The following is a 17,772-nucleotide window of genomic DNA, read 5'->3' as shown; positions in this document are numbered from 1 at the left end:
CGTGTCGCATTCGAGCCAGATGGCCGAAAAATCGATGACAAGTGCCGCCGGAACGTGTTGAAGACGGCGGTCAACATGGAGAGGAACGTGCGATCGGGTTGCACTCGGCAAGTGTTGATGGTTTGTTGCCGGTCAGCGGAGAACGAGTGATGCGAGAATCCATCGGTCAAGACGAATACGGGTCTTTCGATCCGGACGACCTGCCGAATCTGAATGCAATCGGCCCGGCCATGGGCGGCGGCAACGACTTCGAAAAATACGCGGTCGCCGTGATCATCGTATTCGGCGCCCTGATCATTGGCGGGCTGATGGCCGCGTCGATGACCTTCGGCCATCGCAACGGGTTCCTCTTCGCGCTTGGCGGCGCGACCTCGGCCTGGATATCGGGAAACGCGCTTCTGCTCGACCGGCCGCGCATCTATGCGCTGTTCGTCGGCATCGCCGCGCTGATGCTGATTGCATCGACCATCACGCTGGTTACCTGACGGCCCGGCCGGCCAAGAGCCGGCGCTTGTCCAAGGGTTTACCCGGATATCAATATCCGAGAGCCTCCCCCGATGCCGCGCGGCTGTCGATGGCGCCATTGTAGCGCGCGCCGCCGCCTTTCTCGATTTCCGCCAGGCTCTTGCCTCCAACGAGAATGCCGGCCGCCTGGCCCCAGGTCTGGCCACCGAGATCAAGGTGATAGCCCATGCCCGCCAGCAGCCTTTCGGTATCGGGCGAAAGTCCGAACGGCTCGACATAGACCGTATCAGGCAGCCATTGGTGGTGGATGCGCGGCGCGTCGATCGCCTCCTGGATGTTCATGCCATGGTCGATGACGTTGACGATCGCTTCCAGCGTGATGGTGATGATGCGCGAGCCCCCGGGGCTGCCGATGACCATGAACGGCTTGCCATCCCTGGCCACGATGGTCGGGCTCATCGATGACAGCGGCGTCTTCTTCGCCTGGATGGCGTTGGCCTCGCCCTGGACCAGGCCATAAAGGTTCGGCACGCCGGGCTTCTGGGTAAAATCGTCCATCTCGTTGTTGAGCAGGATGCCGGTGCCGTCGGCGACGACGCCTGCACCGAAGGAGCCGTTCAGCGTATAGGTCACTGCAACCGCGTTGCCGTCCTTGTCGATGATCGAATAATGCGTGGTCTCCTTCGACTCGCCAAAACCCTTCGGCATCAGGTCCTGCGACACACCGGCCCGGAACGGATCGATCTTGTCGCGGATGTCCTTGGCATAGGCTTTATCAAGCAGTTTCGAGACCGGATTGTCGACGAAATCGGGATCGCCGAGCGCCGAATTGCGGTCGACATAGGCATGGCGCATCGCCTCGACCATGACATGCACCGTCTCGGCCGAGCCGGCGCCGAGATAGGACAGCGGATAGCCCTCGAGCACGTTGAGGATTTCGCAGATGATGACACCGCCTGAGCTCGGCGGCGGCGAGGACGTGATCTCGTAACCGCGATAGGAACAGGTCACCGGCTTGAGTTCGCGCACCGCATATTGCTCGAAGTCGGCCTTGGCCAGAATGCCGCCCTTGGCGCTGCTTGCCTCGACGATGGCGTCGGCGATGGCGCCTTTGTAGAAGGCATCGGGGCCTTTGTCGGAAATCGCCGAGAGCGACGCGGCAAGGTCAGGTTGAACCAGCTTCTCGCCGATGCCGTAGGGCTTGCCGCCAGGTTTCAGGAAGGCGGCGGCCGCCGCCGGGTCCTTCGCCAGCCGGCCCGCATTGCCGGCAAAAGAGGCGGCATCGCCCTGATCGAGGATGAAGCCATCCTTGGCGTAGGCGATCGCTGGTGCCATCAGATCCTGCCTTGAAAGCGTGCCGTATTTCTCGCGCGCCATTTCGAAACCGGCCACCGAGCCCGGCACGCCGACCGCGAGATAGCCGTCAAGGCTGGCGCCCTTCACCGGGTTGCCATCCTTGTCGAGATACATGGTCCTGGTTGCCGCCAGCGGCGCGCGCTCGCGGAAATCGAGGAAAGTCGATTTGCCGTCGGCGAAACGGATGGTCATGAAACCGCCGCCGCCGATATTGCCGGCATTGGGGTAGACGACGGCCAGCGCATAGCCGACCGCGACAGCCGCATCGACCGCGTTGCCTCCCTTCTTCAACACCTCGACGCCGACTTCCGACGCCAGATGCTGGGCCGTCACCACCATGCCGTGTTCGCCTTTGGCGGGCGCCGGCGACGCCGCAAACATCACCTGAAGTGGTGCTGTCGCAAACGCAAAAGAGAGGCTGACGGCGATCAGGGTTTGGCTGACATGGCGCATGGTGGTGCTCCTGGGCGGGGTGCCCAGAAGACCCGTTTGCTACCGTCGAGTCCACCATCAATGGTGGGCCAGACGGATCAATTCAGATGTCAGGCTTGTCAGACAATCCCGCCCGAGCCGCCGGCGACGGCAGGGCGCTCGGCCGCGACCTTGGCGCGGTAGCCAGCCGCCCGGTAGGCGGCGACGGGATCGATGGCGCCGCCGGTTTTCAGCCGCGCCATGGCCAGGATCGGCTCGACATCGGTGCGGTAGGCCGCCTTCAGCGTCTGCGTCGCCATCAGCGCGTCATTGCCGTCCTGGAAACCTTCGAGTGCCCTGCGGTCGACCAGCAGCGCCTGCGCATAGGCGCGCTGCACCTCGACCGCAGACAGCATCAGGCTTTCGATCGGATCGGTGACGTTGTGGCTCTGGTCGAGCATGTGGGCCGGGTCAAAGCCGCCGGCGCCGGAAAGCTCGGCATCGACCAGTTCGTTGAAGACGAGAAACAGCCTGTAGGGATCGATCGAACCGGCATCGAGATCGTCGTCGCCATATTTCGAATCGTTGAAGTGGAAGCCGCCGAGTTTCTTGAACTGAATCAGCCGCGACACGATCATCTCGATGTTGACGTTGGGCGCGTGGTGACCGAGGTCGACGAGGCAGAACGCCTTGTCGCCAAGCTCTTTCGCTATGATGTAGTTGGTGCCCCAGTCCTGCACGACGGTTGAATAGAAGGCCGGCTCGTACATCTTGTGCTCGGTGAACAGCTTCCAGTCGGCGGGCAGCCCGGCATAGACCTGCTTCATCGCATCGAGATAGCGCTCGAATGCCTTGGCGAAATTGACCTGGCCCGGAAAATTCGAACCGTCGCCGATCCACACCGTCAGCGCCTTGGAGCCGAGCGTCTTGCCGATCTCGATGCATTCGAGATTGTGCTCGACCGCCTGCCGGCGCGTACCGGCATCGGCATGCGAGAGCGAGCCGAATTTGTAGGAAAGCGCTTGGTCCTTCGCGTCGGAGAAGGTGTTGGAATTCATGGCATCGAACCCGAGACCGAAACGCGAGGCCGCCTGCTTCAGCCGGTTCGGGTCGGCCTTGTCCCAAGGGATGTGCAAGGAAACGGTCGGTGTCGCCTGCGTCAACTGGCTGATGACGGCGCAATCCTCGATCTTGTCGAAGATGTCGCGCGGCTCACCGGCTCCGGGAAAGCGGGCAAAGCGGGTGCCCCCGGTGCCGACGCCCCAGGAGGGGATGGCCACGGCGAATTTCTCGACCTTGTCGCGGATAGCGTCGATGGCGATGCCGCGACGGTCGAGTCGCTCGCCGAGCGAGGCGTAGTCGTGCTCGAGGTCAGCCTTGCGGGCGATGTTATTTCTTTCGACGACGTCGGCGGAAATGATCGTTTCGGACAACTGCTATTCCTCCCAAATGCCAGTTGGCGCTGCCCCTCATCCGGCCCTTCGGGCCACCTTCTCCCCGTGAACGGGGAGAAGGAGAGAAGGCCTAGCGCGTAAAGCTCTGCGCGTTGCCGGCGTCGACGTTGATGATGTTGCCGGTCGATTTGGCTGACATGTCGGAAGCGAAGAAATAGATCGCTTCGGCGATATCTTCCGGGAAGACCGAGCGCTTCAGCATGGAGCGCGAACGGTAATGTTCCTCGAGGTCGTCCGTGGACATCTTGTAGGCGGCCGCACGCTGCTCTTTCCACTCGCCGGTCCAGATCTTGGAGCCGCGCAGCACGGCGTCCGGATTGACGACATTGACCCTGATCTGCGCTTCCGCGCCCTCCAGCGCGAGACACCGGGCGAGATGGATCTCGGCGGCCTTGGCGGTGCAATAGGCGGCGGCGTTGGGCGAGGCGGCAAGGCCGTTCTTGGACGCGACGAAGACGACATTGCCGCCGATCTTCTGCACCCGAAACAGCCGAAACGCTTCTCTAGAGACCAGGAAGTAGCCGGTCGACAATATGTCCATGTTCTTGTTCCACAGCGCCAGCGACGTCTCCTCGATCGGCGCCGAGGAGGCGAGACCCGCGTTGGACACCAGGATGTCGATGCCGCCGAACTCGACCGCCGTTTCGGCGAAACCGGCTACGACCTGATCCTCCGAGGTGACGTTGATGACCACCGGCCGGACGAAATCCTTGCCGTACGCCTTCGCCAGTTCATCATTGGCGCTGGCGAGTGCTGCCTCGTCGATGTCGGCCAGCACCACACAGGCGCCTTCGCGCAGCAGGCGGTTGGCCGTAGCGCGGCCGATGCCGCCGGCGCCGCCGGTGACCAGCGCGATCTGGCCGGCCAGCGACTTAGGCTTCGGCATGCGCTGCAGCTTCAGATCCTCGAGCAGCCAGTATTCGATATCGAAGGCTTCCTGTGCGGGCAGGCCGACATAGGACGACACGGTCGAGGCGCCGCGCATGACATTGATGGCGTTGACGTAGAATTCGCCGGAGATCCGCGCCGTCGCCTTGTCGCCAGCGAAGGTGAACATGCCCACACCAGGCATCAGATAGACCACGGCGTTTGGATCGCGGATGGCAGGCGAGTCCGCATGCTTGCAGCTGTCGTAATAGGCCTGGTAGCCGACGCGGTATTTGGCGACGTCGTCGGCGAGGCGCGCGATCACCGCATCGACATCGGGCTTGGCCGGATCGAACTCGATGACCAGCGGGCGGATCTTGGTGCGCAGGAAATGGTCGGGGCATGAGGTGCCCAGTGCCGCCAGCGGGCGCAGATCCCTGGAGTTGACGAATTCGAGCACGGCGGCCGAATCGTCGAAATGGCCAAGCTTGTGGCTCTTTTCCGAGATCAGGCCGCGAATTCTGGGCATCAGTTTCGCGGCGATGGCGCGACGCTCAGCGGCGTCCAGCGACTTGACCACTTCGCCGCCGAAAATGGCGAGGCCCTCGGAGCGGCGCTCGAACCACTCGATCGCCTGGTTGATCACCGAGATCGTCGTCTCGTAGCATTCCTTGGGCGTGTCGCCCCAGGTGAACAGGCCGTGGCTTTCGAGGATGACCCCCTTGGCGGCGGGGTGTTCGACACAGAATTTCTCCAGCCACAGGCCAAGTTCGAAGCCGGGCCGCTTCCACGGCAGCCAGCCGATGGCGTCGCCGAAGATCTCCGTCGTCAACGCCTTGGAATCCCTAGCCGCGGCGATGGCGATGATGGCGTCGGGATGCATGTGGTCGACAAAAGGCTTCGGCACATAGGCATGCAGTGGCGTGTCGATCGAGGCCGCACGCGGATTTAAGTTGAAGGTGCAGTGGGGAAGATACCCCACCATCTCGTCCTCGTGCTCGACGCCGCGATAGAGGCTTTTGAGCGCGCGCAGTTTGTCCATGTAGAGCGTGGCGAAACCGTCGAGCTTGATCGAAGCGCTGTCGCCGCCGGAGCCCTTGACCCAGAGCACTTCGACATCAGCGCCGCTGAGCGGATCCTTCTGCCAGATCTTGGACGACGTGTTGCCACCGCCATAGTTGGTGACGCGCTTGTCGGAGCCGAGCGTGTTCGAGCGATAGACCAGAAGCTCAGGCCCGCTCATCCCCTGGGCCTTCGTATCGTCCCACAGATTGGCAAGGCGCGAGCCGGAGCGCTTGTCGAGCATAGGTATCCTCCCTGGGACGCAAAAAGCCGCGGTCCATTTTGCCCGGAATGTCTACGCAAGAGGCTCGCTTGTCAATCACAAACGATCAATATCGATCATATTGCACTGCACAATGAAATTATATGATCGGAAATGATTGACAGTGCTTGTTTTGAGTGCCTAGATGGCAATGCAGGGAGGAACCATGCACGAAAAAGAGCGCCACAGGATCATTCTGTCCGCCGTCCAGGAAAAGCCTGTGGTGACGGTGCAGGAGATGGTCGACCTGACGGAGTCCTCCGAGGCGACGATCCGGCGTGACATCGCGGCTCTTCACGTGCAAAAGCGCCTGCGCCGGGTGCGCGGCGGCGCCGAGGCGATCTCGCCGCCGCAATTCATCGGCCTGGCCGGCCGGCCCTTTTCCGTCAACGAAACGATCAACGCCGCGCAGAAGCGGGCCATCGCCCGAGAAGCCGTGGAATTGTGCGGGGACGGCGAGCCGATCATCATCAATGGCGGCACCACCACCTTCCAGATGGTGCATTTCCTGACCGGCCGCCGCATGCCGATCTTCACCAATTCGTTCCCGATCGCCGAGCATCTGCTCAAGCATTCCAAGAACACGGTGATGCTGTCGGGTGGCACCATCTACCGCGAGCAGAACATCATCCTGTCGCCCTTCGACAATGACGTGACACGCAATTTCTACGCGCGCCGCATGTTCATGGGGGCGCAAGGCCTGGGACCGCTCGGCCTGATGGAAGGCGATCCGCTGCTGATCCAGGCCGAGCAGAAGCTTATCGACCAGGCCGACGAATTGGTCGTGCTGGTCGATTCCTCGAAATTCCGCAAACGCTCCAGCCTGATCCTGTGCGGGTTGTCGCGCATCGCCACGGTCATCACCGATGACGGCATCGAGGATCGCGAAGCCAAGATGTTGGAGACCGCCGGCGTGACGCTGATCGTCGCCCGCAAATCGGCAAAGGAAGAATCTTCACTGCAGGCCTGAGACGCCCGCAGCGGCGATGGAAATGCAACGCTCAAGGGAGGATATACGATGAGCTTCTTGAAGAAATTGATGGTTACCGCGGCCTTTTCCGCCGCCATGTTCGTGAATGCGGCCTATGCCGAGAATGTCAAGATCGCGCTGGTGGTGAAGTCGCTCGGCAACGGCTTCTTCGACGCGGCCAACAAGGGCGCCGAAGAGGCGGCCAAGGAACTCGGCGACGTCGACATCATCTACACCGGCCCGACCAAGGCGACCGCCGAAGCGCAGATCGAAGTGGTCAACTCGCTGATCGCCCAGAAGGTCAACGCCATCGCCATTTCCGCCAATGACGCCGACGCGCTGGTGCCGGTGCTGAAGAAGGCCATGGAGCGCGGCATCACCGTCATCTCCTGGGATTCCGGTGTCGCCAAGGAAGGCCGCCAGCTTCACCTCAACCCGTCCGATACCGGCCTGATCGGCGAGACCATCATCAAGCTTGCCGCCGACTACCTGCCGGAAGGCGGCGATGTCGCCATCCTGTCGGCCTCCTCGACCGCGACCAACCAGAACGCCTGGATCGACGCGGCCAAGAAAATCCTGCCGGAGAAGTTCCCCAAGATCAAACTCGTAGCCACCGTCTATGGCGATGACGACTCGGCCAAGAGCACCGACGAAGCCAAGGGCCTGCTGAAGTCCTACCCGAACCTCAAGGCGATCATCGCGCCGACCACCGTTGGCGTCGTTGCCGCCGCACAGGTCGTCACCGACGAGAACCTGATCGGCAAGGTCAACGTCACCGGCCTCGCGCTGCCGTCCGAGTTCAAGAAGTTCATCGACAACGGCGCCAGCCAGGCGGTCGCGCTGTGGAACCCGATCGACCTCGGCTACTCCGCCGTCTACCTCGCCCATGACCTGGCGGTGAAGAAGGAAGAAGCAAAGCCCGGCGCCACGCTGTCGATCGGCCGCGTCGGCAAGGTGACGCTCGACGACACCAACTCGGCTGCGATGGCTCCGCCCTTCCAGTTCGACAAGACCAACATCGAGAAGTTCTCCAAGATCTATTGATCTCGGCCCCTCTCAAGCTGTCGCGGCGGGGCTCACGTCCCGCCGCGATTTTAAACGGACCTTGTTTCAGGGCTTGATACACAACCATGGACACGACAGCCCAACACGGCGCGGCAATGGAGAGGCCCCTGGCCTCCACCCCACGCCTGACGCTGTCCGCCATCTCGAAGAGCTTTCCCGGCGTGCGCGCGCTGCACAATGTCAGCCTGTCGCTCTACCCCGGCCAGGTGACCGCATTGATCGGCGAGAACGGCGCCGGCAAGTCGACGCTGGTCAAGATCATGACAGGCATCTACCAACCGGATGCCGGCACGATCAGCATCGACGGCCAGGCCGTCATCCTGCCCAGCGCGCATGCCGCCTTCGGCCATGGGGTCACCGCCATCCATCAGGAAACGGTGCTGTTCGATGATTTGACGGTCGCTGAAAATATCTTTCTTGGCCATGCGCCACGCTCGCGCTTCGGCACCATCGACTGGCGCACGATGCGCAAGAATGCGCGCGAAGTGCTGGACACCATGCATGCCGGCCATATCGATGCCGACGCACGGCTGAAGGACCTCGGCATTGCCAACAAGCACCTCGTCGCGGTGGCGCGCGCCATGTCGATCGACGCGCGGATCGTCATCATGGACGAGCCGACCGCCGCCCTTTCGATGAAGGAGATCGAGGAGCTTTTCCTGTTGATCGAATTCCTCAAGAGCGAGGGCAAAGCGATCCTGTTCATCAGTCACAAGTTCGACGAGATCTATCGTATCGCCGATCGCTACACGGTGTTCCGCGACGGCGAAATGGTCGGCGAAGGGCTGATCAAGGATGCCGGCCAGAGCCAGATCGTGCGCATGATGGTCGGCCGCTCGGTCGATCATATCTTTCCGCAGCGCAAGGCCGAGATCGGCGCGCCGGTGCTCTCGGTCGCCGGCCTGTCGCACCCGACCGAATTCAGGGATATCGGCTTCGAACTGCACAAGGGTGAGATCCTGGGCTTCTACGGCCTTGTCGGCGCCGGGCGCAGCGAGGTGATGCAGGCAATATCGGGCATCACCCGCGCCTCAGGCGGCACGATCACGTTGGACGGCAAGGTAATCGCGCCGAAATCAGCAGCGGATTCGATCGAAGCCGGCATCGTCTATGTGCCGGAGGAACGCGGCAAGCAAGGCGTGGTGATCGGCCTGCCGATCTTCCAGAACGTGTCGCTGCCCTCACTCAAGCGCACTTCCAAGTCAGGCCTGCTGCGGCTGTCGGAAGAGTTCGCGCTCGCCCGCTCCTACACCGAGCGGCTTGACCTCAGGGCCTCCTCGCTCAGCCAGGATGTCGGCACGCTGTCGGGCGGCAACCAGCAGAAGATCGTCATCGCCAAATGGCTGGCGACCGCGCCCAAGGTGATCATCCTGGACGAACCGACCAAGGGCATCGACATCGGCTCCAAGGCCGCCGTGCACGGCTTCATGGCCGAACTCGTGGCGCAGGGCCTGTCGGTGATCATGGTGTCGTCGGAATTGCCGGAGATTCTCGGCATGTCCGACCGCGTCGTCGTGATGCGCGAGGGGCTTGTCGCGGCCGTCTACGACAACAAGGGACTCGACGCCGAAACGCTGGTTCGGACAGCAGCGGGAATCGCGGCATGAAGGCTCTCCTGAAATACCGCGAGATCTGGCTGGCCGCTGCCATCGTCGTGCTGATCGCGCTGATCTCGACCCGCTTCCCCGCCTTTGCCGATCCAGGCAATCTGCGCCAGGTATTCAACGACACCTCGATCCTGATGATCCTGGCGCTTGGGCAGATGGTGGTCATCCTGACGCGATCGATCGACCTGTCGATGGCCTCCAACCTTTGCTTCACCGGCATGGTGGTGGCGATGCTGAATGCCGCGCACCCGGCGATCCCTATCCCGGTGCTGATCGTCACCGCGCTCGCCGTCGGGTTGGTGCTCGGGGCCATAAACGGCCTTCTGGTGTGGCGGCTGAACATCCCTTCGATCGTGGTGACATTGGGCACGCTGACCATCTATCGCGGCGCCACCTTCGTGCTGTCTGGCGGCGCCTGGGTCAATGCCGACAAGATGAGCCCTGAATTCATCGGCTTCCAGCGCGCCGCCTTCCTCGGCATCCCGGTGCTGTCCTGGATCGCCATACTGGTCATCGCGCTGTTCTTCATCCTGATGACACGCACGGCGCTCGGCCGCTCGATCTACGCCATCGGCGTCAACCCGACGGCATCGGTCTATACCGGCATCGACGTCGGCCGGACGAAATTCATCGTCTTCTGCATCTCCGGCATGATCGGCGGCCTTGCCGGCTACCTCTGGATCTCACGCTACGTGATCGCCTCGGTCGAAGTCGCCAACGGCTATGAACTCAACATCATCGCCGCCTGTGTCATCGGCGGCATCTCGATCGCCGGCGGCATCGGCTCGGTCGGCGGCGCGGTGCTGGGGGCGCTGTTCCTCGGCATCATTTCCAATGCGCTGCCGGTCATCAACATCTCGCCCTTCTGGCAGATGGCGATTTCGGGCAGCGCCATCATCCTGGCCGTCGTGCTCAACGCTCGCGGCGAACGCCAGCAGGGCCGCATCATCCTGAGAAAGGTGGAGGCGGCATGACCGACATCCCCGCCCCGCGCCATATTCCCGACCGGCTCGACAAGCCGCTGTCTTCAGCGATCTTTTCCTGGGAGGCGCTGCTGGTGGTGGTGGCCGTCGCCATCTTCGCCATCAACAGCTTCGCCTCGCCCTATTTCCTCGACCCCTATTCGCTGTCGGACCTGACCTTCAACTTCACAGAGAAGGGCCTGATCGCCTTCGCCATGGCGCTGCTGATCATTTCGGGCGAGATCGACCTGTCGGTGGCCGCTATCATCGCGCTCGCCTCGACCATGATGGGCATGGCGGTGCAGGCAGGTGCCGGAACCCCGGCGCTGGTGGCGATCGGCATCGTCGTCGGCCTCGGCTGCGGTGCCTTCAACGGACTGCTGGTGACACGGCTCGGCCTGCCCTCCATCGTCGTCACCATCGGCACGATGAGCCTGTTTCGCGGCATCGCCTTCATCATCCTCGGCGACCAGGCCTACAAGGGCTACCCCGAAAGCTTCGCCTTCTTCGGCCAGGGCTATGTCTGGTGGGTCGTGTCGTTCGAACTGGTGCTCTTCCTGATCGCGGCCGTCGTCTACTGGTTCCTCCTGCACCGCACCAGCTTCGGCCGCCGTGTCTTCGCCATCGGCAACAATCCGGTCGCGGCGCAGTTTTCCGGCGTGCGCGTCGGCCGCATCAAGTTCATCCTGTTCTGCCTGACCGGACTGATGTCGGGCATCGCCTCGGTGCTGATCACTTCGCGGCTTGGTTCGACAAGGCCGTCGATCGCGCAAGGCTATGAGCTGGAAGTCATCACCATGGTGGTGCTCGGCGGCGTCAGCATTCTGGGCGGCGCCGGCAGCATTGTCGGCGTGGTGCTCGCGGCCTTCATCATGGGGCTTGTGACCTTCGGCCTCGGCCTGCTCAACGTTCCCGGTATCGTCATGTCGATCTTCATCGGCCTGCTGCTGATCATCGTCATCGCGCTGCCGATCGTCTGGCGGCGGCTGCGCGGGGGACGCTGATGCCGCAGAAATACGCGTTCAAGATGCAGCTCAAGCCCGGCATGAAGGCCGAGTACAGGAAGCGTCACGACGAGATCTGGCCGGCGCTGATCGCGCTCTTGAAGCAGGCCGGCGTCTCCGATTACTCGATCCATCTCGACGAGGAGACCAACACCCTGTTCGGCGTGCTGTGGCGGCGCGACGACCACGGCATGGACGAATTGCCCAAGCATCCGGTGATGCAGCGCTGGTGGGCTGACATGGCCGACATCATGGAAACCAGGCCTGACAACGAGCCGGTGGTGGTGCCGCTGGAAACCGTGTTCCATATGGAATGAGTGCGATGCGCCACATCGCCGTGATCGACATCGGCAAGACCAACGCCAAGGTGGCGCTGGTGGACCTCACAACGTTGAGCGAAGTCGCGCTGCGCCGGATGGCCAATGCGCCGGTGCGGCAGGCGCCCTACCCGCACCATGATGTCGAAGCGCTGTGGATATTCATGCTCGACAGCCTGGCCAGCCTCAACCGCGAACAGCGCATCGACGCCATTTCGATCACCACCCACGGTGCGACCGGCGCGTTGGTCGATGCCTTGGGTGAATTGGTGCTGCCGGTACTCGACTATGAATTCGATGGTCCCGACGCGCTGGCGGCGGACTATGACGCGATCCGCCCGCCCTTCGCCGAGACCGGCACGCCGCGCCTGCCGCTCGGCCTCAATCTCGGTGCGCAGTTCTTCTGGCAGCAGAAACGCTTTCCGGCCGATTTTGCGCGGGCCGCGGCGATGCTGATGTATCCGCAATACTGGGCCTTGCGCCTCACCGGCGTTACCGCAAACGAGGTTACCTCGCTGGGCTGCCACACGGATCTCTGGGACCCATGGAAGGTGGATTTCTCGTCATTGGTCGACCGCATGGACTGGCGCGGCCTGATGGCGCCGGTGCGACCGGCGAGAGACCGTCTCGGCCCGATCCTGCCCGCGCTCGCGGCGCAAACCGGGCTTGATCCGCAAACCCCGGTGTTCTGCGGCCTGCACGATTCCAACGCCTCGCTGCTGCCGCATCTCTTGTCGGATGCGCCACCCTTCTCGGTTGTCTCGACCGGGACCTGGGTGGTGTCGATGGCGGTCGGCGGGAGGCCGGTCAAGCTCGACCCGGCGCGCGATACGCTGGTCAATGTCAATGCACTCGGCAATCCCGTGCCGTCGGCTCGTTTCATGGGCGGGCGCGAATTCTCGCTGCTGACGGACGGCAAGTCGCAGGATTACAGCGGCGGCGACGTGCTGGCGGTCCTGACCAACAAGATGCTGCTTTTGCCGTCGACGCAGCAAGGTTCGGGACCGTTTCCGCACCTTGCGGCGGCATGGCTCAATGCCGACGGCATGAACAATGCCGAGCGTTTTGCCACCATCTCGTTCTATCTTGCGCTGATGACGGCGACCTGTCTCGAGCTGATCGGCGCCGACGGTCCGACCACCGTGGAAGGACCCTTTGCCCGCAACCGGCTGTTTGTCCACATGCTGGCGGCGGCCACCGCCCGCAGCGTCGTCGCCTCGGAAGCCGCGACCGGCACCAGCATTGGCGCCGCATTGCTGGCATCGGATCAGGCCGCCACGCACGGCAACGGCGAAAGGCTGGAACCACCGACCGACCCGGCCTGGGCGGACTATGTCAGCGCATGGCGCGCGGCGGTCGCGGCACAGGGCTGATTACAGGATCCGCTTGCCGAAGGCCGACATGATGAAATTGACGGTATCGGTGCCGATCCTGGGCTCCAGATCCTTGGTCAGGCTAGAGACATCCATCGACAGCAGGCCGCCGGACAGCGCGATCGCCTCCATCGCCTGATGCGTTTCGCGCACTGTCAGCCCGCCGGAGCCAGCAGCCCAGCCGGCGAATTCGGTCGCTGTCGGCGAATAGCTGACATGAAAGCCTTGCGTGCCCGACGTGGCGATGCGGATCGCTTCATGCATCAGGTCGCGCATGCCCATGGCGTCGATGTCGGTCATGGTGAAGGCCGACACCCGCGAATCCTTCAGCACCCGCGCCTCGGCCGGATCGGCATGGCGCAAGCCGACGATGACGACATTTTCCGGCGACAGCTGCGGCTGCAACGCGCCGGCCTTGTGGTCGAGCCCGAGCGCACGCGCCAGCACCGAGGCCTCCGGCAGATCGATGCCCTCTTCGTCCTCGGGCATCAGGGCGGCGATGGAATCGATCCAGATCAGGCCGAAGGAGTGCGTCGCGCGCGCCGTCACGGTCAGCGCCTTGTGGACGACGCGACGGTCGGCGCCCGCGGTGAGACGGATCAGCCCCGAGGGGGGGCGCTCGACATCGGCCAGTTCGACGACGTCGAAATTCATCGCCTCCAGCCGCCCGCCCGTCCCCTCGCGGGCGAGGATGCCGGCGGCTTCCGTTTCAGCCGAGATCGACACCATCTTGCGGCCGGAAAAGTCCGCGACGTCGTGCATCGGCGCCTTCTCGACATATTCCGAAGTCATCGCCAGCAGCATGGCGCCATAACTCATGCGGAAGGCGACGCGGTCGCCGACGGCGGGTGGCGGATCGGCATCCTGGACGTCGAGCAGCAGATGGTCGCTGGAGGCGCCGAGCACCCTTATCCCCTTGGCGATCGGCGTCAGCCCTTCGACCAGCACGTCCTCGCGGCCGATATTGGCGATGGCGCGCAGCCTGTCGCCTTCGTCGGGAAAGACCGGCTGGTTGCCGAAGGCGTCGTAGCCGGACTCGCCGATCGGCCGCGACGGCTTGAGCTTGACCTCGATGATGTCGCTGGTCAGCCGGCAGGCATCGGGTTCGAGTTCGGCCCATGGCATCTCGCGAAAAGTCTCGACGCCGCCTTGCAGGATAGCCTCACCGACCCTAAGATTGTTGATGCCGGCGGGCAGCCTGCCCTCGAGCAGCAGCGTCAGCGACGACGAGGCACCGCCTGAGATCCAGTCGAGACTTTTGCCGGACAGGCGCTCGGTCTTGTAGGCGTGAGCGACGAGCTGGCCAAGATTCTCCGGCGTCGGCATGATGGCGCCGAAGCAGCCAAGATTGGTGCCGATGCCGGCTATGCGAACCCCTTTGAATTCGAGGATCTTCTCGACGGTGGGTATCAGGTCGCTCGGCCAGATGCCTTCACGGAGATCGCCGAGATCGATCATGAGCATGATGTCGTGGACGCGGCCCATGCGCTCGGCGATGCGCGAAATCTCGCGAATGGTGGCGAGTTCCGATTGCAGACTGATGTCGACGGTGCGCACCACCTCCTCGACGCGCGCCATGGGTGGGCTGCGCAGCAGCATGATCGGCGCGTTGATGCCGCTGTCGCGCAGCCGGCGGATGTTCTCGAAACGCGATTCGGCAATGCCGGCGACGCCGCCGCGCAGCATGGCGCGCGCCACTTGCGGCATGCCGCACATGCCCTTGGTGACGCCGAACACCTTGATGCCCGACAGCGCGCAGCGCTCGACGATGGTGCGGGCGTTGCGCTCGATCCGGCCAAGGTCGATGGCGACTTGCGGTCCCGACATGCCTAGCCTCCGTAGACCAGCCCCTGCGGGTCGATCTCCGGCTTGCGGCCGGCGACAAGGTCGGCCAGGAATTTCCCGGAGCCGCAGGCCATCGTCCAGCCGACATGGCCGTGGCCGGTGTCGAGATAGAGATTCTCATAGCGCGCCTGGCCAATGACCGGCACGGAGTTCGGCATCATTGGCCGCAGGCCGGCCCACAGCTCCGCTTTCTTCTCGTCGAAGGCGCCGGGAAAGAGATCCCTGGCGGTCCTGAACATGGTGGCAAAGTCGCTTGGCTTGTGGGTGCGGTCGAAGCCTGTGAATTCGGCGGTCGAGGCCAACCGCAAGCGATTGCCAAGGCGCGAATAGGCCATCAGTTGGTCTTCGTCGGCGCCGCCCATGGTCGGGCCCTTGCTCTCGTCTTCCAGCGGAATGGTCGCGGTGTAACCCTTCACCGGATAGACCGGCAGGTCGATGCCGTAGCGGCGGCCGAGCAGGCCGCTTTCCGGACCCATCGAGATAACCACCGCATCGCCTGAGACGGTGCCGGCGGAGGTCATCACCGCGCGCACCCGGCCGCCCTCGATGTCGAGGCCTTCGACCGTCGTGCCGTAGAGAAATCTCACGCCGAGCTTTTCGGCGGCATGGGCAGCGAGCTTCTCCACGAACTGCCGGGAATCGCCGGTCTGGTCGATCGGCGAGTAGACGCCGCCGGCGATCTTTTCCTTCACGCCGGCAAGGCCCGGTTCAAGCTCGACCAGCCGGTCGCGGCCGACGATCTCGATCGGCAGGCCATGCTCGGCCAGGTATCGGTAATTGTCGGTGCCGGTATCGAGGCTGTGCTGCGAGCGGAAGAAATAGAGGATGCCCTTCTTGCGCTCGTCATAGTGGATGCCGGTGTCGGCCGAGATGGCGTTGATGCACTCACGCGAATAGAGTGCCAGGCGCAGCTTGACCTGGCTGTTGGCGCGCAGGCGGGCCACGGTGCACTGGCGCAGGAAACGCAGGCTCCAGGCAAGGAAATAAGGATCGAAGCGCAGCCGCACCTTGATGCCGAGATCATGGTTGTAGAGCCCGCGCAGGAAGGTCTTCAGCGCCGCCGGCGAGGCCCAGGCGGTGGCGTCGCCCGGCGAAACCAGCCCGGCATTCGACTGGCTGGTGCCACGCGCCGGCGCCGGATGGCGCTCTGTCACGGTGACCTCATGACCGTCGGCGGCCAGATAATAGGCCGCCGCCGTGCCGACGACGCCAGCTCCAAGCACCGTTATCTTCATGCCATCCCCCAAAAGCTCGCAGCGGCACGGCGCTTCCACGCCGTGTCGCGAATGCTTCCATAGCGTGTCACCGCGCGCGTTGCGAGCCCTCGGGGAACCTGGCTCAGCCGCGTGCGGAGTTCTTGCTGGTCAGGATGCGTTCCCAGGCGAGCGCGTCGGCGACGATCTGGTCGAGGTCATCGCGTTGCGGGGCCCAGCCGAGTTCCGCTCGCGCGAGGTCCGAATTGGCGACCACGGCCGCCGCATCGCCGGGACGCCGATCGCCCATCCTCACCTCGAAATCATGGCCGAAGGCGCGCCGCACGCTGTCGATCACCTCGAGCACGGAATAGCCATGGCTGTAGCCGCAATTGGCGACGAGGCTCGTGCCTCCCTCGCGCAACCGCTGCAAGGCAAGGCGATGCGCGGCGGCCAGGTCGCTGACATGGATGTAATCGCGCATGCAGGTGCCGTCCGGCGTCGGGTAGTCGGTGCCGAACACCTGCATGAAGGGACGCTTGCCAAGCGCGGTCTCGCAGGCAACCTTGATAAGGTGCGTGGCGCCTGGCGTCGACTGGCCCGTGCGGCCCTTCGGGTCGGCGCCGGCGACGTTGAAGTAGCGAAGCGCCGTGTAGCGGATGTCGTGCGCAAGGCCCGCGTCGCGCAGCATCCATTCGCTCATCAATTTGGAGAGGCCGTAGGGCGATTCGGGCGCCAGGCGGGCGTCCTCGCGCACCGGCTCAAGCCCGGCGCCTCCATAAACGGCGGCGGTCGAGGAAAAGATGAAATTCGGTACACCCTCGCGCACCGCGGTTTCGATCAGCGTGCGCGTCTTTGAGGTGTTGTTATCATAATAGGCAAGCGGGTCGGCGACCGATTCCGGAACCACGATGGAGCCGGCGAAATGGATAATGGCGTCGACCTGATTGTCCCGGATGATCGATCCGACCAATTCCTTGTCGGCGACATCGCCGACGACGAGCTTTGCCTCCGGCGCAACCGCCCATTCGAAGCCGGTCGAAAGCCGGTCGAGAACGACCACGCTGTCGCCGGCATCCAGCAATTCCCAGACCATGTGGCTACCGATATAGCCGGCGCCACCTGTCACCAAAACCGTCATCCGCATCCTCGCATCTCAAGATTTATCGGAAACTGTCTCAAACACCGCCTTACTGGAAAGCCCTCCGCATGGCCATTAGAACCCTTGGTAACCGGCGTTCACTTGATGTGGCATCATGTGGAAACAAAAGTGATCCACAGAGCGTGTCCTGGACTGGGAATAGGCCACGATCCGCCAGCGTTAGGAACAGGTGCGGGGCGTGGCATTTTGACCAAAACGGCCTGGTGGACGACCCATAGGGCAATGATTATGATCCCGCGCAAAATTGGGAAGCCGACATGAACTACCAGCGGTTCTTCGAAGAAGCGATCGACCAGCTCCATGCGGAGCGTCGCTATCGTGTCTTCGCCGATCTCGAGCGTATCGCGGGCAAGTTTCCGCGCGCCATCTGGCGCTCCAACGGCCGCGCCGAGGAAAT

14 protein-coding genes and 1 pseudogene are annotated in these 17,772 nt (G+C 63.4%); 9 read left to right on the top strand and 6 right to left on the bottom strand.

The features are described 5' to 3' along the window. Nucleotides 1–149: 149 nt before the first annotated feature. Nucleotides 150–485 (top strand): hypothetical protein, encoded by a 336-nt coding sequence (locus AC07SZ_RS29345; RefSeq protein WP_081295188.1) that lies wholly within the window; start codon nucleotides 150–152, stop codon nucleotides 483–485. A 49-nt stretch (nucleotides 486–534) separates the two neighbouring features. On the opposite strand, the gene ggt is transcribed toward AC07SZ_RS29345, so the two are convergent. The 3 genes from ggt to AC07SZ_RS29330 form a co-directional block, all read right to left on the bottom strand. After that, complete coding sequence (ggt, locus tag AC07SZ_RS29340; RefSeq protein ID WP_494917004.1) at nucleotides 535–2,274, bottom strand: gamma-glutamyltransferase; 1,740 nt, start codon at nucleotides 2,272–2,274, stop codon at nucleotides 535–537. A gap of 98 nt (nucleotides 2,275–2,372) precedes the next feature. Then, the gene (gene rhaI / locus AC07SZ_RS29335) at nucleotides 2,373–3,665 is read right to left on the bottom strand and encodes an L-rhamnose catabolism isomerase (protein WP_056565878.1); all 1,293 of its coding nucleotides are present in this window, start codon (nucleotides 3,663–3,665) and stop codon (nucleotides 2,373–2,375) included. A gap of 91 nt (nucleotides 3,666–3,756) precedes the next feature. Beyond that, nucleotides 3,757–5,859, bottom strand: coding sequence for a bifunctional rhamnulose-1-phosphate aldolase/short-chain dehydrogenase (locus AC07SZ_RS29330; protein ID WP_065005697.1), 2,103 nt, complete (start codon nucleotides 5,857–5,859; stop codon nucleotides 3,757–3,759). A 184-nt stretch (nucleotides 5,860–6,043) separates the two neighbouring features. Here AC07SZ_RS29330 and AC07SZ_RS29325 point away from each other — a divergent pair, with 184 nt between their 5' ends. The 7 genes from AC07SZ_RS29325 (at nucleotide 6,044) to AC07SZ_RS29295 (ending at nucleotide 13,175) form a co-directional block, all read left to right on the top strand. After that, nucleotides 6,044–6,847, top strand: a complete 804-nt coding sequence (locus tag AC07SZ_RS29325) for a DeoR/GlpR family DNA-binding transcription regulator (protein WP_056565871.1) — start codon at nucleotides 6,044–6,046, stop codon at nucleotides 6,845–6,847. A gap of 48 nt (nucleotides 6,848–6,895) precedes the next feature. After that, the gene (gene rhaS / locus AC07SZ_RS29320) at nucleotides 6,896–7,891 is read left to right on the top strand and encodes a rhamnose ABC transporter substrate-binding protein (protein WP_065005696.1); all 996 of its coding nucleotides are present in this window, start codon (nucleotides 6,896–6,898) and stop codon (nucleotides 7,889–7,891) included. An 86-nt stretch (nucleotides 7,892–7,977) separates the two neighbouring features. Beyond that, the gene (locus tag AC07SZ_RS29315; protein ID WP_494917003.1) at nucleotides 7,978–9,519 is read left to right on the top strand and encodes a sugar ABC transporter ATP-binding protein; all 1,542 of its coding nucleotides are present in this window, start codon (nucleotides 7,978–7,980) and stop codon (nucleotides 9,517–9,519) included. Continuing rightward, a complete protein-coding gene (locus AC07SZ_RS29310) occupies nucleotides 9,516–10,493 on the top strand; it encodes an ABC transporter permease (RefSeq protein WP_056565861.1) in 978 nt (325 codons plus the stop codon). Before AC07SZ_RS29315 ends, AC07SZ_RS29310 begins: the two co-directional genes overlap by 4 nt. After that, nucleotides 10,490–11,485, top strand: coding sequence for an ABC transporter permease (locus AC07SZ_RS29305; RefSeq protein ID WP_056565857.1), 996 nt, complete (start codon nucleotides 10,490–10,492; stop codon nucleotides 11,483–11,485). Before AC07SZ_RS29310 ends, AC07SZ_RS29305 begins: the two co-directional genes overlap by 4 nt. Beyond that, nucleotides 11,485–11,802: an L-rhamnose mutarotase gene (gene rhaM / locus AC07SZ_RS29300; protein WP_056565853.1), complete on the top strand. Its 318-nt coding sequence runs from the start codon at nucleotides 11,485–11,487 to the stop codon at nucleotides 11,800–11,802. The genes AC07SZ_RS29305 and rhaM overlap by 1 nt, the downstream gene beginning before the upstream one ends. Next, nucleotides 11,799–13,175: an FGGY-family carbohydrate kinase gene (locus AC07SZ_RS29295; RefSeq protein WP_172374896.1), complete on the top strand. Its 1,377-nt coding sequence runs from the start codon at nucleotides 11,799–11,801 to the stop codon at nucleotides 13,173–13,175. Before rhaM ends, AC07SZ_RS29295 begins: the two co-directional genes overlap by 4 nt. Here the strand turns inward: AC07SZ_RS29295 and AC07SZ_RS29290 are convergent, their stop codons facing one another. From AC07SZ_RS29290 to galE, 3 genes are all read right to left on the bottom strand, one after another. Then, nucleotides 13,176–15,002, bottom strand: a complete 1,827-nt coding sequence (locus AC07SZ_RS29290; RefSeq protein ID WP_494917002.1) for an alanine racemase — start codon at nucleotides 15,000–15,002, stop codon at nucleotides 13,176–13,178. A 2-nt stretch (nucleotides 15,003–15,004) separates the two neighbouring features. Then, nucleotides 15,005–16,255, bottom strand: coding sequence for a D-amino acid dehydrogenase (locus tag AC07SZ_RS29285; RefSeq protein WP_494917001.1), 1,251 nt, complete (start codon nucleotides 16,253–16,255; stop codon nucleotides 15,005–15,007). Nucleotides 16,256–16,358: 103 nt separating this feature from the next. Continuing rightward, entirely contained in the window at nucleotides 16,359–17,354 is a 996-nt protein-coding gene (gene galE, locus AC07SZ_RS29280; RefSeq protein ID WP_056565840.1) for a UDP-glucose 4-epimerase GalE, read from the bottom strand. Between the two features lie 278 nt (nucleotides 17,355–17,632). On the opposite strand from galE, the pseudogene AC07SZ_RS29275 reads away from it, so the two are divergent. Beyond that, nucleotides 17,633–17,772, top strand: a pseudogene (locus AC07SZ_RS29275) (5-aminolevulinate synthase); the annotation flags it as partial.

This window comes from Mesorhizobium sp. GW821-FHT07A06 (assembly GCF_059419085.1).
This window is presented reverse-complemented; position numbering and strand designations above follow the sequence as displayed.